At 39.9% G+C, this 25,001-nt stretch carries 25 protein-coding genes; 13 read left to right on the forward strand and 12 right to left on the reverse strand.

Going from position 1 to position 25,001, the window contains the following annotated elements:
* Positions 1-157: 157 nt before the first annotated feature.
* Positions 158-1,270: a sigma-54 interaction domain-containing protein gene (locus AMD27_RS14265; protein WP_067661724.1), complete on the forward strand. Its 1,113-nt coding sequence runs from the start codon at positions 158-160 to the stop codon at positions 1,268-1,270.
* A gap of 111 nt (positions 1,271-1,381) precedes the next feature.
* On the opposite strand, the gene AMD27_RS14270 is transcribed toward AMD27_RS14265, so the two are convergent.
* Positions 1,382-2,248, reverse strand: coding sequence for a transporter (locus AMD27_RS14270; RefSeq protein WP_067661726.1), 867 nt, complete (start codon positions 2,246-2,248; stop codon positions 1,382-1,384).
* A 550-nt stretch (positions 2,249-2,798) separates the two neighbouring features.
* Here AMD27_RS14270 and AMD27_RS14275 point away from each other — a divergent pair.
* From AMD27_RS14275 to AMD27_RS14300, 6 genes are read left to right on the forward strand one after another with little or no spacing between them, the layout of a single operon-like run.
* The gene (locus AMD27_RS14275; RefSeq protein ID WP_067661728.1) at positions 2,799-4,085 is read left to right on the forward strand and encodes a hypothetical protein; all 1,287 of its coding nucleotides are present in this window, start codon (positions 2,799-2,801) and stop codon (positions 4,083-4,085) included.
* The gene (locus AMD27_RS14280; RefSeq protein ID WP_067661729.1) at positions 4,063-4,860 is read left to right on the forward strand and encodes an ABC transporter ATP-binding protein; all 798 of its coding nucleotides are present in this window, start codon (positions 4,063-4,065) and stop codon (positions 4,858-4,860) included. The genes AMD27_RS14275 and AMD27_RS14280 overlap by 23 nt, the downstream gene beginning before the upstream one ends.
* 58 nt (positions 4,861-4,918) lie before the next feature.
* On the forward strand, positions 4,919-5,800 hold the full coding sequence (locus AMD27_RS14285) for a branched-chain amino acid ABC transporter permease (protein WP_067661731.1): 882 nt from the start codon (positions 4,919-4,921) through the stop codon (positions 5,798-5,800).
* 2 nt (positions 5,801-5,802) lie between these two features.
* Positions 5,803-6,873: a branched-chain amino acid ABC transporter permease gene (locus tag AMD27_RS14290; RefSeq protein ID WP_067661733.1), complete on the forward strand. Its 1,071-nt coding sequence runs from the start codon at positions 5,803-5,805 to the stop codon at positions 6,871-6,873.
* A 26-nt stretch (positions 6,874-6,899) separates the two neighbouring features.
* Positions 6,900-8,327 carry an ABC transporter substrate-binding protein gene (locus tag AMD27_RS14295; RefSeq protein ID WP_067661735.1) on the forward strand — a complete coding sequence of 476 codons (1,428 nt, stop codon included), beginning with the start codon at positions 6,900-6,902 and terminating at the stop codon, positions 8,325-8,327.
* Positions 8,328-8,338: 11 nt separating this feature from the next.
* Positions 8,339-9,082, forward strand: a complete 744-nt coding sequence (locus AMD27_RS14300; RefSeq protein ID WP_067661736.1) for an ABC transporter ATP-binding protein — start codon at positions 8,339-8,341, stop codon at positions 9,080-9,082.
* 453 nt (positions 9,083-9,535) lie between these two features.
* Here AMD27_RS14300 and AMD27_RS14305 read toward each other — a convergent pair whose 3' ends face one another.
* Together AMD27_RS14305 and AMD27_RS14310 are read right to left on the reverse strand one after the other, a co-directional pair.
* Complete coding sequence (locus tag AMD27_RS14305; RefSeq protein WP_067661738.1) at positions 9,536-10,810, reverse strand: acyl-CoA dehydrogenase family protein; 1,275 nt, start codon at positions 10,808-10,810, stop codon at positions 9,536-9,538.
* A gap of 111 nt (positions 10,811-10,921) precedes the next feature.
* Positions 10,922-12,178, reverse strand: a complete 1,257-nt coding sequence (locus AMD27_RS14310; protein WP_067661740.1) for an SfnB family sulfur acquisition oxidoreductase — start codon at positions 12,176-12,178, stop codon at positions 10,922-10,924.
* A 240-nt stretch (positions 12,179-12,418) separates the two neighbouring features.
* Here AMD27_RS14310 and AMD27_RS14315 point away from each other — a divergent pair, with 240 nt between their 5' ends.
* Positions 12,419-13,717 (forward strand): ABC1 kinase family protein, encoded by a 1,299-nt coding sequence (locus AMD27_RS14315; RefSeq protein WP_067661742.1) that lies wholly within the window; start codon positions 12,419-12,421, stop codon positions 13,715-13,717.
* Between the two features lie 153 nt (positions 13,718-13,870).
* Positions 13,871-14,119: a type B 50S ribosomal protein L31 gene (locus AMD27_RS14320; protein ID WP_067661744.1), complete on the forward strand. Its 249-nt coding sequence runs from the start codon at positions 13,871-13,873 to the stop codon at positions 14,117-14,119.
* A 116-nt stretch (positions 14,120-14,235) separates the two neighbouring features.
* Here AMD27_RS14320 and crcB read toward each other — a convergent pair whose 3' ends face one another.
* A complete protein-coding gene (gene crcB, locus AMD27_RS14325; RefSeq protein ID WP_067661745.1) occupies positions 14,236-14,616 on the reverse strand; it encodes a fluoride efflux transporter CrcB in 381 nt (126 codons plus the stop codon).
* 156 nt (positions 14,617-14,772) lie between these two features.
* Between crcB and AMD27_RS14330 the strand changes: the two genes are divergently transcribed.
* Positions 14,773-15,105 carry a HopJ type III effector protein gene (locus tag AMD27_RS14330; protein WP_067661747.1) on the forward strand — a complete coding sequence of 111 codons (333 nt, stop codon included), beginning with the start codon at positions 14,773-14,775 and terminating at the stop codon, positions 15,103-15,105.
* A 111-nt stretch (positions 15,106-15,216) separates the two neighbouring features.
* On the opposite strand, the gene AMD27_RS14335 is transcribed toward AMD27_RS14330, so the two are convergent.
* The 3 genes from AMD27_RS14335 to AMD27_RS14345 all read right to left on the reverse strand — a co-directional run bounded on the left by AMD27_RS14335 (position 15,217) and on the right by AMD27_RS14345 (position 17,612).
* A complete protein-coding gene (locus tag AMD27_RS14335; RefSeq protein ID WP_067661749.1) occupies positions 15,217-15,624 on the reverse strand; it encodes a GFA family protein in 408 nt (135 codons plus the stop codon).
* Between the two features lie 73 nt (positions 15,625-15,697).
* Entirely contained in the window at positions 15,698-16,909 is a 1,212-nt protein-coding gene (locus AMD27_RS14340; RefSeq protein WP_067663050.1) for a TIGR03862 family flavoprotein, read from the reverse strand.
* 34 nt (positions 16,910-16,943) lie between these two features.
* Positions 16,944-17,612: an SAM-dependent methyltransferase gene (locus tag AMD27_RS14345; RefSeq protein WP_171254867.1), complete on the reverse strand. Its 669-nt coding sequence runs from the start codon at positions 17,610-17,612 to the stop codon at positions 16,944-16,946.
* Between the two features lie 83 nt (positions 17,613-17,695).
* Here AMD27_RS14345 and AMD27_RS14350 point away from each other — a divergent pair, with 83 nt between their 5' ends.
* Entirely contained in the window at positions 17,696-17,875 is a 180-nt protein-coding gene (locus AMD27_RS14350) for a DNA gyrase inhibitor YacG (RefSeq protein WP_067661754.1), read from the forward strand.
* A gap of 125 nt (positions 17,876-18,000) precedes the next feature.
* Positions 18,001-18,180: a hypothetical protein gene (locus tag AMD27_RS14355; protein ID WP_067661756.1), complete on the forward strand. Its 180-nt coding sequence runs from the start codon at positions 18,001-18,003 to the stop codon at positions 18,178-18,180.
* 357 nt (positions 18,181-18,537) lie between these two features.
* Here the strand turns inward: AMD27_RS14355 and AMD27_RS14365 are convergent, their stop codons facing one another.
* From AMD27_RS14365 to AMD27_RS14385, 5 genes are all read right to left on the reverse strand, one after another.
* The gene (locus AMD27_RS14365; RefSeq protein ID WP_067661760.1) at positions 18,538-19,182 is read right to left on the reverse strand and encodes an MBL fold metallo-hydrolase; all 645 of its coding nucleotides are present in this window, start codon (positions 19,180-19,182) and stop codon (positions 18,538-18,540) included.
* 10 nt (positions 19,183-19,192) lie between these two features.
* Positions 19,193-20,212: a ferrochelatase gene (hemH, locus tag AMD27_RS14370; protein WP_067661762.1), complete on the reverse strand. Its 1,020-nt coding sequence runs from the start codon at positions 20,210-20,212 to the stop codon at positions 19,193-19,195.
* Between the two features lie 82 nt (positions 20,213-20,294).
* Positions 20,295-21,311 carry a DUF4062 domain-containing protein gene (locus AMD27_RS14375; RefSeq protein WP_067661764.1) on the reverse strand — a complete coding sequence of 339 codons (1,017 nt, stop codon included), beginning with the start codon at positions 21,309-21,311 and terminating at the stop codon, positions 20,295-20,297.
* A 41-nt stretch (positions 21,312-21,352) separates the two neighbouring features.
* A complete protein-coding gene (gene murI, locus AMD27_RS14380) occupies positions 21,353-22,231 on the reverse strand; it encodes a glutamate racemase (protein WP_067661766.1) in 879 nt (292 codons plus the stop codon).
* Between the two features lie 47 nt (positions 22,232-22,278).
* Entirely contained in the window at positions 22,279-22,890 is a 612-nt protein-coding gene (locus tag AMD27_RS14385; RefSeq protein ID WP_067661768.1) for a DUF1285 domain-containing protein, read from the reverse strand.
* Between the two features lie 204 nt (positions 22,891-23,094).
* Between AMD27_RS14385 and AMD27_RS14390 the strand changes: the two genes are divergently transcribed.
* Positions 23,095-24,807 (forward strand): electron transfer flavoprotein-ubiquinone oxidoreductase, encoded by a 1,713-nt coding sequence (locus AMD27_RS14390; protein ID WP_067661770.1) that lies wholly within the window; start codon positions 23,095-23,097, stop codon positions 24,805-24,807.
* The last annotated feature ends 194 nt before the right edge of the window (positions 24,808-25,001 follow it).

Here is a 25,001-nt window from a genome sequence, read left to right on the forward strand (position 1 = left end):
GATCAAGCCCAAGCCCCTGTGTCATGGGGCGAGGCATAAGCAAATATGCGTTTTATCATAAGCAAAAGATATAATCATACGAAAAATTGAGATAAATTATACTTCAACTATCGCTTAATATTTAATCCAAATTATCACTCATAAATTGGGTTGAATCATGAATAGTGCGACCACTCGCATCTTATCTTTAGATGGCAATAATGCACAGTCACTGACAATTCGCGCAAAAGCATTTGTATTCCATGACCCGATCTCGCAACAGTTACTGCATTTAATTGAGCGCTTAGCACCGAGTGATGCACCGATTTTAATCCGAGGTGAAACAGGCACAGGTAAAGAGTTGGTGGCACGCCACATCCATTCACTCAGTGGTCGAAAAGGTCCTTTCTTGGCGGTAAATTGCAGCGCGATCAATGATCAATTGGCTGAAAGTGAATTTTTTGGGCATGAAGTGGGTTCATTTACGGGTGCAGTTGGACAACGTAAAGGTTGGTTTGAGTCCGCTGAAGGTGGAACGCTTTTTTTAGACGAAATTGGTGATTTACCACTGAAATTGCAAGTTAAATTACTGCGTGTACTTCAAGAAAAGGAAGTGGTTCGGGTGGGTTCAAGACAGGCAATTCCTATTCATGTCCGTTTACTGACAGCAACCAATGTCGACTTAGAAGAAGCAGTCAAAGCGGAAAGGTTTAGACAAGACTTATTGTTTCGAATCAATATTGCTCAACTAGAATTGACACCTCTGCGAGAACGACAAGGTGACATTTTACCTTTATTTCAACACTTTATTGATCTCTATAGCAAAAAAGCACAACGCATTGAGCCGCTCAAAATATCATCAATGGCAATCGCACTGTTATATCGTTATCCTTGGCCAGGTAATATTCGTGAACTTGAAAACATCGCGCACTATGCGGTGTTGATTGCCGAAGGAAATACCATTCAAAAAGAACATTTAAAGTTCAATAAAATTTTTGAAAATTTTGAACATATTCCATCATCATCAGCAAAATTGGATCAATGTGACCTGAGCCCTTATGACATTATTGAAGTACAGTTAGAAAAAATATTTTCTTCTTCGCACATTCCTGAGAACATTTGGGATCGTTTGGAAAGTACCATTATTGCGACTGCTTACGAATATTGCTATCAAAATCAAGTCAAAACTGCCGAACTGTTAGGCATTAGCCGCAATGTCATTCGAACTTTATTAAAACGACATCACCTGTTACATGAAGGACGACATTTTAATATTGAACAAGACGCCTAAATTTTTATTTCACTTCATTTTCAATGCTAAAAAAGGCGGTCTTTTCGTTCAAATACCGCCTTTGTACTGCATCGTCCTAAACGTACTTTCAAGTCAGAGAACTTGTTTAAATCAAAATACCTTTAAAAATCTAAAATTCACGCGATTGTCTTCTTTAAAACCATTTTCCACATCAATATCACGTCCATACGTCAGCAATAGATTGGTTGTCGCAGTAGGAGAATATGCCCCACCTAACCAAAATTTGGATTGTGTCGTGCTATCTGCATCCACACCTCTCACTTCGGTATCACCTGCATCACTATAGGAAAGTCCTGCACGTAGGTCTGCTTTTTCATTGAGGAAATATCGACCACTGGTTTGTAATTGGTAACCAAGATCTTGCTTTAATTTGCCACCACCCGCTAAGTCATCATTATCGCCATAAATGGTTGCATCCGCAGCAACATCCCATGCAAATTGGGGGATGATCCGAGTCGAAAATGCAGCTTGAAGATTGAGCTTGTATCGATTTTCACCCAAATTTAATGCATCATGTTTGGAGTATTCACCCGTTGGAAGATACAAATAAGGGCTAATCCCAAAATATTGCTTCTTGTCGGTATCATTTAACAACCAAATCGGTGCCGCTAAAATAAGATCACCTAAGCCACTCGAAGAACCCCAGCTCGATATGTCTTTATCCGCTTCTAATTGACCAAAGGGAATTAATATCTGTGGTGCAACCCGATATCCTGCAATATCGGTGTAGTGAACAAAACGAGCAATCCCCACATTGGACGTCAGCTCATTCTCCCCCGCAACCTTATGACTACCGCTATACAGCTTGTCACGATTTGCATGTTGTAAATACAACAATGCCAAATTGGTTCCAGCAGGTGCCGCATCATAATCACCTGAATCTAAGTCGACAGCATAACTTGAAATGGAGAATGTTGAAATAAGCAATGCTGCTGATAAAGTTCTAAACTTATTCATAAAATTTTAAAATCCCATAATTTATTTAAATGTTTTAAGCCTTGATTTTTTAAAGATTAAAAATGACTTGGGATGTTCTTTGCAAACAGCATACCAACACAAAATAAAACAATAAATGATTGATATATTTAACTTAAATAAAATTTTAAAAAATAAAATGTTGAATTTAGAACAACATATTGATCCGCAATTGTTGATATTCCAACAATCCATTTAAAATTCACCAACACAGCGTTTTTTGAAAAAAGGACGTATTCTTTTGATCATGTTCAAAGTGATTTTCAAAGTAAAATTAAATTCTGACAGTCACAGCCTCATATCAAAAAATCTTAAACTTATTCAATCTAGCCATAAACAACTGTTGAAAAAGCAACATTTGGTTGAGAAAAATATGTTGATAAATCAACACTTAAAATAAAAATAAACACTAAGCCATTGAAGTTATTTAAATAAAAAAACTGGCATAAAAAATGAAATGGTAAATCCATGTTGTCGCATTTTTGAATGAGGCATTTTAAAAAAGATCACTATTTTTAGAGTTATTCAGTTTATGTCTGCTTCTACACAAAGCTTAGTTTCTATTTTTGCTGAAAATGTTCAATCCAAAGCGCAAAAGGTTGCATTACGCCATAAGCAACTCGGGATTTGGCAGGAATGGACATGGCTAGATTTAGCTCACGTCGTTCAAAAATATGTCGCGGTTTTAAATGAATTTAAAATTAACTTTGAAAGCGAGAAAAATCTAAGCCTTCTGATTTCAAGTTCTCCGAATGTGCATTTTTTCGCATTCAGCATAGCGTCACAGATATTAGGGATCTCTGTTCAGTTGATTGAATCACAACAACAGCAACACGATTCAAATCTATTTCCATCACTCCAGATCATACAACCTGATTTGATTTTCATTGAAGATTTGAAACAACTCGATGACCGCACAACACTTGGGCTGAATCCAACGCTCAACTTAAATAGCATCATTTTTTATTTGCAAGATAACCGTTTAAATCCCAAACAGCTCAATCATACTTATTCAATTTTAGATAGAATAAATCAATTTGATGATCTTGAATTTAATGGTCTTGAATTTAATCACCCAAATAACAAAGCTCTTAAAAATTCAGCCGAACCAAATGAATTTGATGAAAAGCAAATCGCATTCATTTTTCACAAAATTAAAAGTGGTCAACATTTTTATGCATTTTATCACGCTCAAAGCTTGATTGAAGAAGCAGAAAATTTGATTGAAACACATCATCTCAATCATGACGAACAAGCATTTATTACACGTGGTTTTGCCAGTCATGATCATATTCGCTATTTGTTTACGAGTTGGCTAATCGCTGGCTTTTGTCTGAATATTCCTGAAAATTTCGAGACTCGTGATCAAGACCGTCAGATTATTTCTCCGACATTGATCATTGGGACATCATCGACCTATGCGCGGGCTGAAAACATCGTTCAGCAGAAGCTGCCTAACCTAAACAGCTGGTTGTTTAAAATCTTTCCAAACTTAAAAAACTGGCATAGCAGTTTTTCAAATCAACAGTCTAATACTTCTGGGCTATTTGAAACATTATTCAATGCATTTTTTAAACAATCTATTTTGGCTTCATTAGGTTTTTCAAATTTGCGTACTGCGATTGTTGTCGGTGAATCAAGCTCAGAGCGAACGCGTCAATTTTATCAACGTTTAGGCATCAAACTTTCTTCTTGGCAGTCTCAAACCTATTGGAAAAACAAGCAGTTTGATCCCAAGGGTGATCCATCGAGCGACTTAAAAACATTCAATTATCACTCATCTTCTGGAGAGTCGCATGTCCATCCCCACCACCCATGAAGATATATTAATCCTTGAACATATACATTTGTCTTTTGGTGCATCCGACGTTTTAAAAGATCTCAGTCTTAAAGTAAAACAAGGTGAAATTTGTGCCTTGATTGGTCCGAATGGCGCGGGGAAAAGCTCCGTCATTAACATTATTAATGGGATTTATCATCCTCAACAGGGACAAGTTTCATTTCAAGGAAAATTACTTCAGCGTTACAAAGCGAAGTACTCACCTCATTTCGGTATCGCACGTACATTTCAAAATCTTGCATTATTTAAGCAAATGTCCGTCTTAGATAATGTTTTAACAGGTCGGATTTTACAGAGTAATTATTCACTGATTGGGGCTTTATTGCGCGTTCCATCGATCAAACAAGATGAAAATTTGCAACGTTTAGCCGTTGAAAAAATTCTCGCTCTACTTGATCTTCAACTGCATCGCGACAGTATCGTTTCTACATTGTCTTATGGCGTACAAAAGCGTGTCGAATTAGCGCGTGCTTTAGTGTCAGAACCCACGTTACTACTTCTAGATGAACCTATGGCTGGGATGAACCATGATGAAAAACAAGATATTGCAAAATTTGTAAAACGTATTAATCAACAATTCGGCATCACCATTTTGATGATTGAACATGACTTATCTGTGGTCATGAATATTTCAGATCACGTCATTGTTTTAGATTATGGGAAGAAAATTGCGGACAGTACACCGGCTGAAATTCAAGCGAACCCAGAAGTATTAAGTGCCTATTTGGGTGTCGCTCAGGCTCAAGCCAGTTAAGCATGCCTAGCCCTTACATTCATGATTCATATTTGATTTAAAAATAGAGATTTATTCAATGTCATTTTTCTTGGAAGTTTTACTCGGTGGCACCTTAGCTGGGGTGATGTATTCACTGGTTGCCATCGGCTTTGTTCTCATTTATCGGGCATCTGGCGTTTTCAATTTTGCTCAAGGTGCCATGGTACTTTTTGCAGCACTCACTTTTGTTAATTTAACGGAACGAGGTGTCCCTTTTGCCGTGGCTTTTATCGTCACATTATTCGTGATTTTTATTATTGTGCTGCTCATTGATACTTTGATTCTAAGGCATTTGATTAATCGTTCAGTCATTACCCTGTTCATGGCAACACTCGGTTTAAGCTATGTGCTTGAAGGGGTTGCACAAACAGTTTGGGGGACTCAAGTACATGGTTTAGATCTCGGCATTGCAGATATCCCTATTGATTTTCACGGCATCATGCTCAGCAAATTTGATTTATTTGCGACCGCAATCGCAGGTACTTTGGTCATTATTTTGTCACTACTCTTTAGCAAAACTCGTTTTGGTATTTCTCTTCGTGCTGTTGCCGATGATCCGCAAGCGGCACAGTCGGTGGGCATCAAGCTCAATCATGTTTGGATTATGGTTTGGACGGTTGCAGGCTTTGTTGCATTGATTGCAGGCTTACTTTGGGGCGCGCGCGTGGGCGTTCAGTTCTCCTTATCACTCATTGTACTTAAGGCATTACCCGTACTCATTATTGGGGGGTTTACATCCATATCAGGCGCAATTGTGGGTGGGCTGATCATTGGGGCAACAGAGAAGCTCGCGGAAATTTATTTGGGTGCAATCATCGGTTCGGGTATTGAAAACTGGTTTCCCTATCTGCTTGCAATTGCTTTCTTATTGGTACGTCCAACAGGTTTATTTGGGCAACAACAAGTCGCGAGGGTCTAGACATGTTTTTATTTTCACAAGCACGTCAGTTCGCTCTCAATTATCAAGATGAAAAACACATCTTTAATATACGACAACATCGCATTTTGTTCTGGTTTGCATTGGCAGTTGCATTTCTATTCATTCCTTTTGTAGGAAATGACTACGTATTTAATGCGATTTTAGTGCCTTATTTGGTTTTAGCATTGGCTGGATTAGGACTGAACATTTTAACTGGCTATACCGGACAGCTCTCTTTAGGTTCAGCGGCTTTTATGGCGGTCGGGGCATTTGCAACCTATAACTTAGAATTGCGTATTCCCCAACTGCCTTTACTGATCAGTATATTTTTGGGTGGACTGATCGCTGCGGTTTTCGGCATTCTGGTGGGCTTACCCAGTTTAAGAATCAAAGGCTTTTATTTAATTGTCTCTACGCTTGCAGCACAGTTTTTTGTGCCTTGGCTTTTTACCCAATATGGATGGTTTACCAATTACAACGCTTCAGGTGTGATTACTACACCTCACTTGGAAATATTGGGCATTTCACTCAACTCACCTGTCGGACACTATCTACTCACACTAGGCATAGTGGTAGGTCTCACTTTTTTAGCGAGAAATTTACTCAACAGCCAACACGGACGTAACTTTCAAGCGGTTCGTGATATGAAAACTGCTGCGATCAGTATAGGTGTGCCTGTCGCAAAAACAAAACTTTTGGCTTTCGCTATGAGCTCCTTTTATCTCGGTATTGCCGGCTCACTGTGGGCTTTTGCCTACTTAGGAACCGTTGAAGCTGATGGCTTAGACCTTAATCGCTCATTTCAGATTTTATTCATCATCATTATTGGTGGTTTAGGCAGCTTGGCAGGGAGTTTTTTTGGGGCAGCGTTTATTGTGCTTTTACCTATCGTTTTGAGCTTAATTGGCAGTAGCTTTTTTGGGCAAACCTTCGACCAAGCACTATTACAAAATATTCAAAAAATTATATTCGGGGTCTTAATTATTTATTTTCTGATTAAGGAACCTGAAGGAATTGCTCGTCTATACACACGTTTGTATAGACGGTTAAGAGTATGGCCTTTACGTCATTAACAATACGATTAAATAAGAGAATCAAAATGAAAATATTTAAATCATTGTGGTTTTGGTTGATTAGCATTGCCGTCATCTTGGCGATTATTGTTTTTCTTACATCCAATAAGAAAACAGATGTGCAAAGTACAACTCATCATAAAGCTAAAAACCCAACCACTGAAACAGCGCGAGCCAATCAGACCAGTGAACTTTCAGACACTAAAGCGCAATATTTCCCTTTGCAAAGCTATCGCGTAGGACCTTATGCAGCAGGTGGAACAGGTTTCTATGGCGGCTTTATTGACTATATGAAGTCGATTAATGCACAAGGCGGTATTAATGGCGTGAAATTGGTTTGGTCTGAATGTGAAACCGAATATGTGGTCGAGAAAGGTGTTGAATGCTATGAACGCCTGAAAAAGGGCCTAAATGGAGTACCTGCCGCTGCGACCAACCCACTTTCAGTCGGAATCGCCTACGCGACACTCGAACGCTCGACCAAAGACAAACTCCCTCTTATTACCATCAACCATGGTCGTACCGACTCTACTGATGGTCGAGTTTTCCCCTATGTATTTCCATTACAGTTAAATCCGTATAGTGAAGTTTCTGCGATTATTAACTATTTGGGCGAAAAAAGTGGCGGTGTTGCGAATTTAAAAGGTAAGAGCATTGCGGTGCTTTATCACGGCTCTCCATACGGTAAAGAAACCATTCCTGTCATTGATGCTTTGTCTAAAAAATATGGTTTTAAAGTACACCAGATTGAAGTCCCTCATCCAGGTAATGAACAACAATCACAATGGCTTAACATTCGTCGAATTCAACCCGATTGGGTGATTCTACGTGGTTGGGGTGTCATGAATCCTGTCGCACTCAAAACTGCACAAAAAGTCGGTTACCCGGTCGACAAAGTGATTGGTAATATTTGGAGTAACTCAGAAGAAGATGCGGCTCCTGCAGGCAATGCTGCAAAAGGGTTTATCTCGATTACAACGCATCCTTCTGGAACAAACTTCAAAGTTCTTCAAGACATCAAGCAACTCGTCATAGATCAAGGACAGTCTGATCTAAGCGATGTCACACGCTTTGGTACGGTGTATTACAACTTGGGTGTGGTCAATGGCATTCTCAATGTTGAAGCGGTTCGTGTCGCACAAGCCAAATTCGGTCAACGCCCTTTAACAGGTGAAGAAGTTCGCTGGGGTTTTGAAAATCTGAACTTAAATGATCAACGCTTAAAAGAACTTGGCGCAACTGGATTGGTTCAACCTTTGAAGCTGTCATGCGAGGATCATGAGGGTGGTGGCGCAGTTCGTTTTCAACAATGGGATGGTTCAAAGTGGAATGTCATCAGTGATTGGGTTCAAGCCGATCGTACTTTCTTACGCCCAATTATTGAAGAGTCATCACAGAAATATGCCAAAGAACAAGGCATTCAAATCCGTGACTGTGCATCAGAACAAAGCTAAGAGGAAACATCATGACGGCTTTACTGGAAGTTGAAAAACTCGAAGTTGTTTATAACCAAAGTATTCTTGCAGTAAAGCATGTCGACTTGATCGTGCCACAACATTCCGTTGTGGCCCTTCTTGGGGCGAATGGCGCAGGAAAAAGTACAACACTTAAAGCAATTTCACAATTGATTGGTTCAGAGAATGGAACCATTTCTCATGGAGAAATTCGTTATGATGGCAAGTCCATTGTGCATACCGACCCGAGCGATTTAGTCAAACAAGGTTTAGTTCAGGTCTTAGAAGGTCGACATTGTTTTACACATTTAACTGTTGAAGAAAACTTAAAAACAGGGGCATTTCTACACCGACCTTCTACCCAAAAACTGAGACAACAACTTGAAAAAATATATCAATACTTCCCTCGCCTTGCAGATAAGAAAAATACACTTGCAGGATATACATCGGGAGGTGAACAACAAATGTTAGCGATTGGCCGCGCCTTAATGACACAACCCAAATTAATTTTATTGGACGAGCCCTCAATGGGTCTAGCACCAAAGATCACACATGAAATATTTCAGTTAATTCGTCATTTACAAAAAAATGAAGGACTGAGTTTTTTGATTGCAGAACAAAATATTCAGTTGGCTTTGGATTATGCAGATACTGCCTATGTCATTGAAAATGGAACAATCCGCATCTCTGGAAATACTCAAGCACTCTATGAATCAGGTGAAATTCAACGTGCTTACTTAGGAGAAATTGCTTGATCATGGGTATTAAAGCGATAGCTGCTCGCCCCAATAACCTTAGTCTTAAATGCTGAGGATAGATATCAAGTAAAAAGGATTTAATTTTAAATCCTTTTTTTATAGTAGCTCATTCAACACTGTCCCTTGCATAGATGTTATTTACAACGCTTCCGATAGAAGTGCCATCAATAGCAGTCATGATAAAAAGAGCGGTTTAAATAACGACTCAAAATGCCATCTCTTTAGAAGAAGTTTTTTATGCAAAAAAACTCTCAATCCTAGAGGTAAAAGGAAATTTCAGCACAGGTGTACATACCGATGAATAATCATTTTTTGATTTTTGAAAGAGATGTAATAAATAAATGATGAAATAAATCCATAAAAAACCGACTTTCATCAATTGGTTTTTTATGGATGGTTTCTAAGCAGAGTTAGTTTTCACACAATTCTAGCTTTATGCAATTTTAGCTTTTAAGCAGATTTTGTAGAAACATGATTCGTAGTATCTGCAACAGGACTGGCTCCGATCTGCCAAACAAAGGGTAAGTCAGCACCATTCACCTCCCAGTCACCAATCGCTTTTTCTTTATAAATAATTGGATTATGTGAAGACACTGTTCGCGCATTACGCCAGAAGCGATCAAGCTGTTTTGCACGACTACTTGCTGAAGCACTTAACGCATTAAACAAATTACTGGTCAAATCCAAAACCAGCTTAGACACCACCACTTGTCCTTGCGCAGATTCCAGTTCAGCAGCGACATTCGCCTGATGCTCTAAAACCTCTGTAGATTCAAAGTGACTTAAATAAGCTTGTTGTAAACTGGCTGCAACTTTTTGCGTAATGGCTTCACTCGCATAGGCTTGTGCAGAGGCTTGACCAATGACTTGCAATACCTGTGAATCATGACGTGCTAAATCTGCATTTCCATGACTAAAAATACGCTTACGTTCACGCACTTCATGGCTAAATGACTCAACAGCCGACTGTGCAATCCCCGTTAAAGTCGCTAAATGAAACTGTTGATAATATGCCGTTTGATACTTGAAACGATCCTCAAATGCAATTAAATGAGATTCTTCCACAGGTACTTTATTTAATGTAAGCGTTCCACTCCCCGTGGTTTTCTGTCCGAAACCATCCCAGTCGTCAAGCACACTTACACCACGATCATGACGATTCACCGCAGCAATCACAGGACGCTGATTCACATCATCATAGGCATATAAATCGATCCAATCAGCAAAAATACTCCCTGTAGAATAGTACTTAGATCCATTCACTTCGAGTTGACCTTGAGCACCACGCGTCACCCGCGTAAGAACATCACCAATTTTGACCGAACCGACTTCCGTCCATGCATTTCCTACCAAATCACCCGCTACAAAGCGATTAAACCAAACTTGTTGATTATGATCTCTATGTGCGATTAAACGATCTTCCACAAAAGCAAAATGTCCACGTAAAGCTTGAATTACATTGGAATCTGCTTTCGCTAACTCAGTCAGTAATTGAAATAACTGCGGTAGAGATAAACCATCACCACCATATTTTACAGGGATACGGACTGCCCCAAAGCCCACTTTTTTGAGCCACTGAATCGGCTCAAACGGTAAAATAATCTCTGTCTCACGTTGCAGCGTACCCTCAGCGATCTTGTCAAAAATTGGACGATATTTTTCAGCAACCAATTCATAGTTCGCTGAAGTTGATAATTCTAAATAATCAATTTGAGTATTTGACATTTTTATTTCCTAAATCATTGTCTCAATCTTATATTTCGATGTTTTTTGATTTAAATAGCTTTGTCGATTTGAATCATTTTTACGACTTGAACCGTTTTGAATATCTTAAAATTAGCTCCACGGATGACGTGGTGGAAGTACACCATTTAAATAATAATTCCCCACAATATTAAATTTCCAACGTACAGGATCATGTAGAGTATGCGTACGCGCATTACGCCAATGACGATCTAAATTTAATTCTTGTAAGGTTGAGCGCGCACCAGAAAGTTCAAATAACTTATTTGAAGCTAAGATTGCAATCTCAGTAGTCAATACTTTGGCTTCGGCTACCAAGAGTGTTGCTTCAGCCACTTGTTCTTCTGTCGTATTAACAATAGCAGTATCAATAGCATCCCCTGCCAAATCCAAAACTGCTTCTGCCGCACGTAATTTAATTTTTAACTCACCAATACTGGCAATGGTGTACGGATCATCTGTTGCCTTTTCAATCCCTGAATCAATCCAAGGTCGGGCATGATTTTTAACATAATCGATGGTTTCTTGAATTGCACCTCGTGCAATGCCTGCATCGACGGCTGCTTGAATAAACTGTGAGATAGCACCTGCTGGTGTTGGTCGCTCAAATGCCTTATAGATCGGAACAACATATTCCTCACGTACCAACACTTTATTCAATTGAACAGTACCGCTCGCTGTCGTTCGCTGTCCAAAGCCAGACCAATCATTAATGATGGTTAGACCTTCTGTATCACGAGGAACAAGACCTGCATAGACTAAACCAGCATCATCCACTGCAACTGTAGGAATCCAATGTGCGAGTAAAGCACCTGTTGCGAAGAACTTTTCTCCATTAAGTTCATAACCATGCTCAGTCTTCGTAATTGTAGTTTTCAAATCTGCCACATTTTTACTGCCCTTTTCTGAAAATGCATTGCCAAAACGAATGCCTTTCAATAATAAGTCAAAGAAAAAACTTTTCTGAGCAGGACTGGCATCTAGGCGAATATGCTCGACAAAGACCCAGTGATTTTGTGCAATTTGCCCCAAAGATGGATCTACACTGGAAATCGTTTTAACCACCTCTGCCAAAGTACGATATTTGGCTTGGAGTCCACCATATTCCTTTGGAACATTAATCGCCCAGAGTCCACTTTGTGAATATTGCTGAATTTGCTCTAAGGGCAAGCGGCGTTCTTGATCTCTCAATGATGCTTCTTTGGCAAACTCAATTGCTAAAAGTTTTGCGGCTTCAATCGCTTCCTCATCTGTTCGAAGAATATTGGCATGTTTTTCTTGATTAAAAACAGAAAGTGGAATGGCATCTCTATTAGAAAAACTGGAATGACTTTGATTTAAATTACTCATGGAATGCTGCTCAAAATTATATAAGTTGCAATCAAACTAGCACTAAATTTGATGCTTTTTTATACATAAAATTGCATTAATTATGAAATATCTTTTGATTTGTAATGCATAAAAAATGATTTAGTCTTAAGGCTATTTTCTATTTATTTAAATCTCATTTACAATTTCAAATAGGCATATTCACATTTGTCGCCTATGATCAAATTATCGAACGATAATTAAATTTGAGGATCAAAACTCATGGCGAAAAATGCGAGCAGTCCCGGTCGCCGCTTTATGAAACTCGCAGGCATGACTGCAAGCATTGCGACTAAAACCGTTTCAAATTCCATTCGCAATTTTAATGCCGATGAAGATCAAAAAAATGAATCACGCAGTAAAATGTTCCAAGACATTGGTTTACAAATTGCGGACACCTTAGGCGAAATGAAAGGTGCGGTGATGAAAGTTGGTCAGATCGCCTCACAATATAAAGATATTTTTCCCCCTGAAGTGGCCAAAGCGATTGCAAAACTGCAACGTCAAGCCCCACCGATGCCCTTTGCTGATATTAAAAAACAAGTTGAAAAAGAACTCGGTAAACCGCTTGCTCAAATTTTTCAGCATTTTGAGGAACAGCCTTTTGCAGCAGCCTCGATTGGGCAAGTACACAAAGCGACCTTACCTGATGGCAAGGAGGTCGTGGTTAAAGTCCAATATCCGGGTGTGGACGAAGCTTGTGAAAGTGATTTAAAGCAAGTTCGTCTTGCACTGCGATTAATGGGCGTACTGAAAGTTGATAAAAAACTCCAAGATCGTTTATTTCAAGAAATTCAAGACAGTCTGCATGAAGAATTAAACTACGAAATTGAAGCACAAAATTTGGATGTCTTCCGAACCTTTCATCAAAATTTAGATCCTCAAATTATCATTCCACAAGTTTTTCCAGATTATTCCAGTCGCCGTGTTCTTACCTTGAGCTTAGAAAAAGGCGAAAGCATAGAAACCGCTAGTACATGGGATGTGGCGACTCGAAATGCGATGGGTCGTCGTTTGGTCCGCGCATTAGGGCAGCAAATGTTTTTCCTAAAACGCTTTCATTGCGATCCACATCCGGGGAATTTTGCTTTTAGACCCGATGGTAGCGTGATCATTTATGACTTTGGCGGAGTCAAAACCTTATCGACAGATTTGGTTGAACGCTTTAAGTCACTGGTTCGCGCGGGCCGTCAGCATGATATTCCAGTGATTGAACAGCACTTGATGGCACTGGATGCTTTGGCTGAACAAGGCAAATTCCCAGTCGAACTTTATCAAAAATGGCTAGAGGTTTTACTTCGCCCACTCACCACACAGTATGATTTTGCTGAAAATTCTGCACATCATGACGGCGTTATCTTGGTGAAAAAATCGCTGAAATATTGGGATACCTTTAAACCCTCACCAGATACACTGATGGTGAATCGTACTATTTCTGGGCATTACTGGAATTTGATTCATCTTAAAGTCGATGATAACTTGAATGATTTATTTGAAGAATTGGTACCGTCGCTTTCTTGAATGACTTGAATAAAGCTTTCAGGCCTTGAAGCCAAAGGTGGGCAAATTTTGATTGGTTGAACTAAAAAGTCCAGTTACAAGAATTTAACATCGATTTTACTTAATTGTTATAATATAACATAACAATTCATAGTTATAGACAGGTAGAATTTCATGCGTACTGACATTCATCCCCAATATCAAGATGTGCTTTTCCATGACACCAATGCAGATGCATACTTCATTATTGGTAGTACTATGCAGTCCAAGCAAACCAAAGAATATCAGGGTAAGGTTTATCCTTACGTGACTTTGGATATCTCAAGCGTATCTCATCCGTTTTATACCGGTGAAATACGTCAAGCCAGCAATGAAGGACGGGTAGCAAGCTTTAATAACCGTTTTGCGCGCTTTAAACGTTAATGTAGTGTTGAGCATTCAAAGGATTTGAATATTCAACTGATTTTCAAAATCACAGTGTTTAAGTTAAGTGTTTTAAGTTGAAGTCTAAGTGCTCTCCTCCAGCTTAGACTTCTTTTTTATTTGAGACTCAGTAGATATTGTGTGATGTAAAAACCAATAATCAACACCAAAACCCCTACAATCAAACTTGAAACAGCATAAAGCAGTGCTAAAACAAGTTGCTCAGCGCGAATAAGTTGAAAGGCTTCCAGTCCAAAACTTGAAAATGTCGTAAATCCGCCCAAAACCCCCACCATTAAAAATAATCGTGTTTCCTGTTGCAGTACAGGGTATTTCAAACTATAGGCAAAGAAAATTCCCGCCAGTAAACAACCGAGGAGGTTGATCGACCACGTCACCCATGGGAAAACTTGATTAGGCTGAGCAAACCATAGACTCATGCCATATCTGAGGCTCGCCCCTATTGCGCCACCACATGCCACGAAAAGCCATTGCATAGACATACTTCAATTTAAATGAATATTGGAAATTTAGACTTTAAATCTTTTTGATTGATGTTTGTCAATTTAAATGATCCAGCCGGTAAAAAGAGGTTTTGGATCAAGGATCATTTTGGTTAAGATGGAGTCAATTTAGAGGACAGGATATCACCCATGGCACAAGAATTATTGGCACAATTAAAAGCAGGCAAAGTAGAATTCGCAGATGTAATCGCATTTATTGAAGCGCGTTTTGAACACCACCCCACCGCTTTTAAAAACGGACAACACATCAATGCTTCGACTGAAAACCAAGGCAGTGCTAAAGTCTTTTCATTTGCACAACTCAATGGCTTAGATGAAGAACAAACCCTTTCATTGTTTGCTGAGCACTACACTTCTGTACTCAATACGCCAGAAGCTTCAGATCATCAAAATATTCGCCAATTTATGATCAATGGCTGGGGTGGTATTCAATTTGATGGAACTGCTTTAACAGCAAAGTAATTGATCAAATATTTATCTTTTTCTTTAGATACTTTTTCTTTAGATAATTGACAAATTTTCAAAACCTTAAACTGTAAAAATCACGCCTTAAAAGCATTCGATTGAATGCTTTTAAGGCCACTGATCATGTTGCGGTAGACCATCACAAATCATTTCCCAACTGGCTTTATCTGCGACAAATATATGCCGAGTTGGTTTTTGCGTAATCATCGAATCTAAAGTACCTAACCTTAAACGATAAAACTCAGGGGCTGAGGCCTTAATGCCAATGATTGGAGAACCACATTCCTGACAAAAACATCGTTGCGTTGTTTCAGAGGATTGATACGTTTTTAATAAATGCTCACCTTGAGTGAATTTAAAGTCTTTGATTCGCACAGGTGCATTGGTGGCAAAAGCTGTTCCATTTGCTTTACGGCACCGCTGACAGTGGCAATGCAGAATCTCTCCAATCTCACCATGAATCTCATAGCGAATAGCACCACATAAACAACGTCCTGAGTATTTTTGCTGTGTCATTTTATTGTTCTAGCATGACCAATTTGAATAAGACTAACACAACAATATGTTCATTTTTAATACACTTTAGGAATTATTTTTGCATTAAAAACTGATGTACACCTTCTGCTGCAGCACGGCCTGTTGCAAAGCATGCAGTCAGTAAATAGCCGCCTGTCGGTGCATCCCAGTCCAACATTTCGCCACAGCAAAAGACGTATGGATTTGATTTTATCCGTAAATTTTCATTTAGAGCCTCTTGCTTAATCCCACCTGCACAACTGATCGCCTCTTCTATCGGACGAAAACCTTGTAAATCTACACATAAATTTTTAATGCGCTGTGCCAAAGTATCAGCGTCATTCCAAATACTTTTTTCTACCATTTCACGGACTAGACTGGCTTTAACCTGATCTAAGCCTGCTTTACGCCAAATATTACTTAAGCTCTGTTTTTTTGCAGATTTTAATTTTTCAGTCAGCTGTTCTACACTGATATCGGGCAATAAGTCCAAATACAGTTGCATCGGCTGTTGCTGTTTCAGCAAGCGTCTTAAAGCGCGTCCCTGTTTATAAATCAGTCCACTTTCCAACCCATAATGGCTAATGACAATATCTCCAGATGATTTTGGCTCACCCTTCACCCAAGCCTCTACTCGTTTCAGTGGCTCACCAAACATGGGCTGCATGAACGTAGACCAAGCGCGCTCAACCCCAGCATTACTCGCTTGAAACGGCTCGATTGAATGTGGCTGTAACCACTGTTGCCACTGACCATCACTGCCCAGCTGTGACCAAGACACTGCGCCGCATGCCAATACAATTGCATCAAAATTGAGTGACTCAATCTCATTGGAACGTAGATTTTGAATTTTGAGCGCATTATCCTCAAGACTCAGCACTTGATGACGATAATGAAATTCAACTTGATGCTCAACTAAGCGCTTTAACCAGGCACGAAGCAAAGGTGCGGCTTTCATCTCCATGGGGAAAATGCGGCCAGACGAGCCTACATAGGATTCGATGCCTAAATCTTGCATCCATGCTTTGATCCATGCTGCATCCCACTGTCGAATCCACGGTTCAAGCCATGCACTTTGATCATAACGGGCAATAAAGGTCTCAATATCTTCAGCATGTGAAATATTCAGTCCCGTCTTACCCGCCATCAAGAATTTACGCGCAGCTGACGGCTTTTGTTCAAAGACGTGTACTTCAATATGCTGCGCACTTAAAACTTCGGCTGCCATTAGACCTGCAGGCCCTGCCCCAATGATCGCAACACGGGGCGTTGTTTTACGGGCCATTGTTTTACTCGACATGCTTTTATTCAGTACAACTTTATTTTGCATATTGCGGTTCTGTTTCAACTTGAGGTGCTGCGTTAATGCCTTGCAAAGGCAAAAAGTCATCAAAACGCGTGATATAACCCTCAGGTTTCCGAATCACCAATTGCTGACACAGCTCACCGCGCTCTAAATATTTCACTTCAAAATGGGTACGTGCAGAGTCAACAGCAATGACTTGCTTGTTATAAGGCAGCTTCCAAACATTCAGAAGCTGCTGTTCTGCTTCATCAATATAAGAGGGAATATTACTGGCCAAGATGACTGTGCCATTCATTTGAAGCCTAGAGATGAGAAACTCAAAAAAAGGCATATTTAGCCAGCGCTGCGCCGGATTGTGCGGCTCAGGATTAGGATAAAGAATAAAAAACTGTTCCACTTGCTGCGGATGTAGGGCATGCACCACCCAAGGCAGTGCATCCGCATGCACCGGGATTAAATTCGTTTGACCTTCAATTTGATGCTGTTTTTGCATCGCCAAAAACTTTTCACGCGTCCGCTCAATGGCAATCAATTGAGATTTCGGATTTTGAGCACTAAATAACAGCGCATGTTTCCCTTTTCCAGCCCCAATTTCGATGCAAACAGGCGTATTGGCTATTTTTTTGAAATCACGAGGAGCGTGCATACGCTGCGCTTGAAATTGACGAATCGGCATAATCAGATCAAACTAAGAAAATCGGCACAAGTCTAGCAACTCTAGATTGGTTTGCCTATTTTGTTCTTTGCTTAAAATTGGATTCTACGATGTCTAAAAATTTTCCTTGTCCACGATGTGGTCTTCCAAGTACATGGACTGATAATGAATTTCGACCATTTTGTTCTGAGCGATGCAAACTGATTGACCTAGGTGCTTGGGCAAACGATGAATATACCTTGCCGACTGAAGACTCTCCGCATGAAAATGAGATGCCCGACCAGTATTAGTCGTTCTTCGCACATAAAGTTACAAAAAATGTATCTAATACAATGAAGTCTTACAAATATGACATCATGTGATCATGAATATTGACCATAATTGTTTGATCTGCTGATCAATTGTGAGAAAGTTAATGAATATTTTATTCCATGTGCTTTTTTTTAGCTTTATTGGATTAAGCCTTGTTTTCATTGTACTAGGCGTATCTAACGTTGATGCTATGCTACTGAGTATTGCAGTGTTATTTGCAATTTGCGCAGTACTGATTGGACTAGAAAATAAACAACAATTACAAAATCCTTTTCGTAAGTAATCATCTATTTTCGCTGGACGGTTTATCTATTTTAGTAACGTGTGCCAAGCAATTTATAAATTGTTATAAATAACCCAAAAAATAGTGATTTGTGTTTATTTATTTTACGATAGTGTGATATGTATCATATTAAAATAAAAATAATGATTATGTTCTCCTATACAGTTACAGCACTTTTCTCACTCACGACTGTTTTTTTCTTATTGAGTCTATATTTTGTAGGATGGGGTGTTTACTCAACTGATCTTGTACTCATGATTATTGCTGCTTTATTTGCTCTGGCAGGTTTATTGTTTCAACTTGAAATGCGGGAATACTGGTTAAACCCGTTTACAGATTAAACATTCGAACTAAAATTTAGCCTGCTCGACTAGCCACAAAAGGATTAAATTGCTTTTCGTGACCAATGGTACTGATCGGTCCATGTCCGGAGATAAATTGAGTTTCATCAGGTAAAGTAAAACATTCTCTTCGAATTGAATCAAGAAGCTGCTCGTGGTTTCCTTTTGGAAAATCGGTACGACCAATCGAACCCTTAAACAGAACATCCCCTGTCCAAAGTAAGCCATAATTTTGATTGTAGAACATCACATGCCCTGGGGTATGTCCGGGTGCAAAGCGAACCTCAAACTGCTCACTTCCTAAACTTAACACCTCACCACCTTCTAGCCATTGATTGACAATGACAGGTTCCGGTATCGGAAAACCATAACGTGCTGATACCTCTTGAATCATATCGAGCCAGAAAGCATCTTCTTTATGTGGTCCAATAACAGGTACATTCCATTCTTTTACCAATGCACCCACAGCACCCGCATGATCTAAATGTCCATGGGTCAGCCACAATGCCTTCACTTTTAAACCCAGCTCATCAATGTGCTTTTTTAATTTTTCAGGCTCACCACCGGCATCGATTAATATCGCTTCTTTCGTTTCATTATCCCAAACAATAGAACAATTTTGCGCAAAGGCAGTAACCGGAACAATTTTAACTTGAAGCATAATGAGTACCTTAGTGCTGAGCTGATTGAAGCGTAAATTTTAAAGCATCAAGTTGGACTTGAATCAATTGAGTGAGCAATTGAATATGCAGTTCATCGGTATTTAAAGCTGGAATATAAGTATAGTCTTGACCGCCAGCAGCCTTGAAGGTTTCTGCATTTTCCACAGCCAACTCTTCCAGCGTTTCCAAACAGTCCGCTGAAAATGCAGGACTCAAAACTTGAACTGATTTAACCCCCTGTTTACCCCATTCTGTTAATAACACATCTGTATAGGGTTTAATCCACTCTTGTTTACCAAATCTGGACTGAAAGCTGATTGCCCATTCATCGTCATTTAAGCCCAAAGCTTGGGCAACCTTTTGCGCAGTAACATGACAACGATCTGCATAGGGATCACCTTTGTCTGCATAAGGCTGTGGAATGCCGTGAAAAGACATTAATAATTTTTCAGGTTTCCCATGTATCGTTTGATATTGTAAAACACTGTGTTTAAGCGCTTGAATAAACTGCGGATGCTGGTAATAATCGCGCTGAATGCTTAGACCAGGCAGATTACGTTGTTTCAGTATCCATTTTGAAACAGCATCATATAAAGGCGCAGTCGAGGTCGCTGAATACTGGGGAAACAGTGGTATGAGCACGATATGATCTTGTGGGTTCTGAGTCAGCATCTCAAGCACTGAAGTAATGCCAGGATTTCCATAGGTCATGGCAGACACGATGTTCAGATCAAAATCCGATTGATAGGGCTGTAATTTTTTTTGGACTAGAGCGACTTGTTTAAATAAAATCTCACGCATGGGTGAGTCTGTATTCCAAACTTCAGCATAGGCCTTAGATACGTATTTCGGGCGAAATGGAAGCACAAAACAGTGGAGAATAATTTTCCACAACAGGGGTGGAATCTCGATTACACGTTGATCAGATAAAAATTGTTTTAGAAAAGCACGAACTGCCGGAACCGTAGGTGCATCCGGTGTCCCAAGATTTGCAAGAATGACGGTCACTTTCGGTTTGGATTCGGACATTTTTACCACATCATTATTCGATATTTAAACTTGAATTACTTTAGCAGAATCTGAGTAAAACGCTGTTTTAAATTATGCCTATTTAAATAATTTTAGAATGACGATCTAACAGTGTAGTACTACGAATGGCGGCTGCAGACTTATCGGTCAATTTCCACAGTAAACGCTGACGGTCATCTCGTCCTACAGGGACGATCCAATCATTCTGACGCATTTGCTGTTTAATGGTATGTAATGAACGTACATTAATTTGTGATCGAGAAACTGCATGCGCACGAGGCATTTGCTTTTGCGCATCGACTAAAGCTGTCTCATTTAAATAATGATTGAGTACTTTCGAGAAATATTCTTCTGGTAATGCTTGCTCGAATGCAGCAGATAGAATTTTAAGAATCTCAGCCCAAGTCATTTCACGAATAGGCATCAACTCTTGAAAGTTACCATCTTGATAAGCATGCATTCGGTAATCAAAACTGAAGGTATCATTTAGTGTGACGCGTGGCAGTGACAAGAATGGATCAGCTTCAAGCTTGCCCTGTCCCAGCTGGGCTTGGGTTAACTTTGATTTTAGACGATCAATTTCATCTTGCAAACTTTGAATGCTTTGCGGACGTACCCAGCCTACGACAGGATAGCGCTCTAACATTTGTGGCATATATGAGCGTATAGCCAGTTCTAATTCACGAAGCGTTTTAAAGCTCACCACTTGTTCAACTTCTTTTTGAAGCTTCTGTCTAAACTCGTAAAAACGATTTCTTAATTCTGGTTTAGCTTCTTGAAGTGATGGGTCACGAGACTCAGGGTTGTCATGCATCAGCACAATAATCGGTTTTTGCTTGGTCACCGCGTAGATATATTCGAGGTGCATATAACTGACACCAGGAACAGATTGTTCACCGTATTGGCTACCTAAAAGCAAAAGAACATAATCACAATCATCGATTTGGCGTCGTGCAAAAGCGGTACTTAAAGGCGTCCTTTGCTCTAAGCCCCAAGAAAAATAGCCCATACCGATTAAAGTTTGAGATACAACCATACGTTCGGGCTGCATCTCCTTACCAGAAGTTGTGATGAAAACTTGGTAACGCTTGTCAAGCATGGCTAAACCCGTTCCTTTTTATAACTTTATTGCTAAACGAATTAGCGTAGATTATCAACTATACTTCCAACTGACCATGAGATTTCATCATCAATTAAGCGATTGATAATTAGTTTTAATTCCTCTGCATTTTGCCCACTGACCACACATTCAAGTTGACAGGGATGCGAAGATTTTATATTCGACAATAATTGGTGTTTGATTAAAATTCGGGAGGTTTGTCGTGCAACTGCCAAGCCTGAATCCACCAAGGTCAGTTGATTTGGGTAAAGCTGTTCAATGCTTTGCCTTAAAAATGGGTAATGCGTACATCCCAGCACCAAATAATCTGCAGACTGCGCAAGTATTGGATCGAGTATCATTTTTAAGGTGGCTTTGCACTCAGGACTATTTTGTAGCCCCGCCTCTACAAAAGGCACCAGCTCAAGGCAGGTCACGGCCAGTACGTTGACCCCTACTGGCTCAGCGAAGTGTCGAATCACATCTTTAATGAGTTGCCCACGAAAGGTCGCTGGTGTTGCAAGTACAGCCACCACTTTGGACTGGGTCTGCAAAACGGCTGGTTTTAATGCAGGAACCAAACCGACGATGGGAAAATGCGCCCCATAATGCTCACGCAAATAGTCCAAACTAAATGCTGAGGCCGTGTTACATGCCACGACGGCTGCTTTACAACCTTTGCGGTACAACCACTCCACCGCCTGTGCAGTGAGTTCACGAATTTCATGATCTTGACGTGATCCATAAGGCACATGCGCAGTGTCGGCATAATAAACGATACGCTCATTCGGTAAATGACGCGCAATTTCCAAGGCAACAGATAAGCCACCTATGCCAGAATCAAAAATACCAATCGGCGCATCTTGCCCTGCATGAGGCATCGGATTTGATAAAGGCAAAAGCGGTAAAATGGCAGACATCTCAGCTGGGTCTTCGTGCGTTGAATTCGATAAACAAAGCTTAAACCTCAAGTCCCCAATTGCAAGTCAAAATTTCCACTTTTTAATACTAAAACCGATTCACCTTGTTGATTTTCAGACAGCTCACCCATCTCAACCAAATGGAAAAATGTCGCACGTTGAATGAGTGCGTTGATCCCGAATCTGACATGAATATAAGGCCTTAACTCGCCTTGGTATTCACGCATGAAAATAGGATGTTTTTGATCGACAATCACAATATCCTCATTGGTGGTCGTCATTTGAATATAGGAAACACCCTTCAATTCAATTTGATCGACTTGGTTCACCAATAAAGGTTCATCTTCCACTTCTATTTCAATCTGTTCGACAGGGGTTTTTAGATAGAATTTACCTTGTTCTTTCCATAGTACCGATGAAAATAGATCAATCATACGTTGTCGTTTAATCAATTGACCTTCGTGCCACCATTCTCCATTGGCTTTAATGCACAAATCCATTGTGCCACAATGCTTTGGATGCCACTGCTCCAAAGGTGGAATTGACCTTTTGTGACCGGGCTGTGCATCTTTTAGATATTGTGCGATATTGTGTAATTTTTTATCATCAGGTACAACAGTAGCTGCTGCTTCTTTTTTAGAATCATTTTGTTTTACCATGGTTTATGCCCTGCTGACGAAAAATATAACGACTCAGCCAATTGGCTTGATCACGGATTAAAACTATACTAGCGCAAAATATATTAAAGATTCGATCATTAATTCGTATCTAAGAATTAAGAGCACTCATGGCAGCACCGAGTTTTGTTATGCTGATTAACAAAGGGATACGGTTGCCACCTTTAACAGTATGAGGAGTCCTTTATGGAACACATCGAACGTGAATCGATGGAATTTGACGTGGTGATTGTAGGCGCAGGCCCTGCGGGTTTATCTGCTGCGATCAAAATTCGTCAACTTGCAATTGAGAATAACCTAAACGATTTGTCCGTTTGTGTCGTTGAAAAAGGCTCTGAAGTCGGTGCGCATATTCTGTCTGGTGCTGTGCTTGAACCACGTGCCATGAACGAACTTTTTCCCGATTGGGTCGATCAAGGTGCACCTTTAAATGTACCTGTGACTGAAGATAAAACCTTCTTCTTACTTTCAGACACCAAATCACAAGAAGCACCGCATTGGATGGTCCCTAAAACCATGCACAATGACGGTAACTATGTCATTTCACTGGGTAATGTGGTTCGTTGGTTAGGGACTAAGGCAGAAGAATTAGAAGTTTCAATTTTCCCTGGTTTTGCAGCTTCAGAAATCCTATACCATACAGATGGTACCGTGAAAGGCATTCAAACCGGTGACATGGGCATTGGTAAAGATGGCGAACCGACGCACAACTTTACCCCAGGTTATGAACTACATGCCAAGTACACGATTTTTGCTGAAGGCTGTCGTGGTCACTTAGGTAAACGTCTCATTTCTCAGTTCAACCTAGATCAAGATGCAGATCCACAGCATTATGGGATTGGGATTAAAGAATTGTGGGAAATTGATCCTACGAAACATAAAGCGGGTACTGTGATGCACGGTGCAGGTTGGCCTTTAAGTGAAACAGGTTCTTCTGGCGGTTGGTGGCTGTACCATGCTGAAAACAACCAAGTCACTTTGGGTATGATTGTGGACTTGTCTTATACCAACCCACATATGTATCCATTCATGGAAATGCAACGTTGGAAAACTCATCCTCTGATCAAGCAATTCCTTGAAGGTGGTAAGCGTCTTTCTTATGGTGCACGTGCGGTCACCAAAGGTGGCTTTAACTCCTTACCTAAACTGACGTTCCCAGGGGGTTGTTTAATTGGTGATGATGCAGGTTTCTTAAACTTTGCCAAAATCAAAGGCTCTCATACGGCAATGAAGTCAGGTATGTTGGCCGGTGAAGCTGTATTTGAAGCGATTGCATCAGGTATTGAAAAAGGCGGTGATATCGCTATTGCTCGTGTGACTGAAGGCGAAGATTTCTTTGTGAAAGAGCTCACCGCTTATACTGATAAATTTAATAACAGCTGGTTGAAAGAAGAGTTATACAACTCGCGTAACTTTGGCCCGGCCATGCACAAATTTGGTCAATGGATGGGGGGTGCATTTAACTTCATCGACCAGAATGTCTTTAAAGTACCATTCACACTTCATGATTTAGTACGTGACCATGAAGCTTTAAAAACCCAAGATCTTGAAACCTTCAAGCCAAACTATCCAAAACCAGACAATAAACTGACTTTTGACCGTTTGTCTTCAGTATTTGTATCCAATACGGTGCATGAAGAAAATCAGCCTGCGCATTTGAAGCTGACGGATCCATCGATTCCAGTCAATGTGAACTTACCAAAATGGGATGAGCCTGCTCAGCGTTACTGCCCTGCGGGTGTCTATGAGATCATGGAAAATGATGATGGTTCGAAGCGTTTCCAAATCAATGCAGCGAACTGTGTGCACTGTAAAACCTGTGATATCAAAGATCCATCACAAAACATTACTTGGGTAACGCCTGAGGGTGCGGGTGGTCCAAATTATCCGAATATGTAATTAATTTAAATAAACAAACCCGCTTAGGCGGGTTTGTTTATATTACAAGCACTTCTATAGATAAAGTAAACGGACGTATTTGTAACTATATCTTTCGCTTCATTGTTTTTATTAATTTTATCAAAAACAGAACCACTTGAATAACCCTGTGAATACAAATTACTATAATTTACTTTTTTACAATTAATTTCAAC

It is taken from the genome of Acinetobacter sp. TGL-Y2 (genome assembly GCF_001612555.1).
Classification (GTDB): domain Bacteria; phylum Pseudomonadota; class Gammaproteobacteria; order Pseudomonadales; family Moraxellaceae; genus Acinetobacter.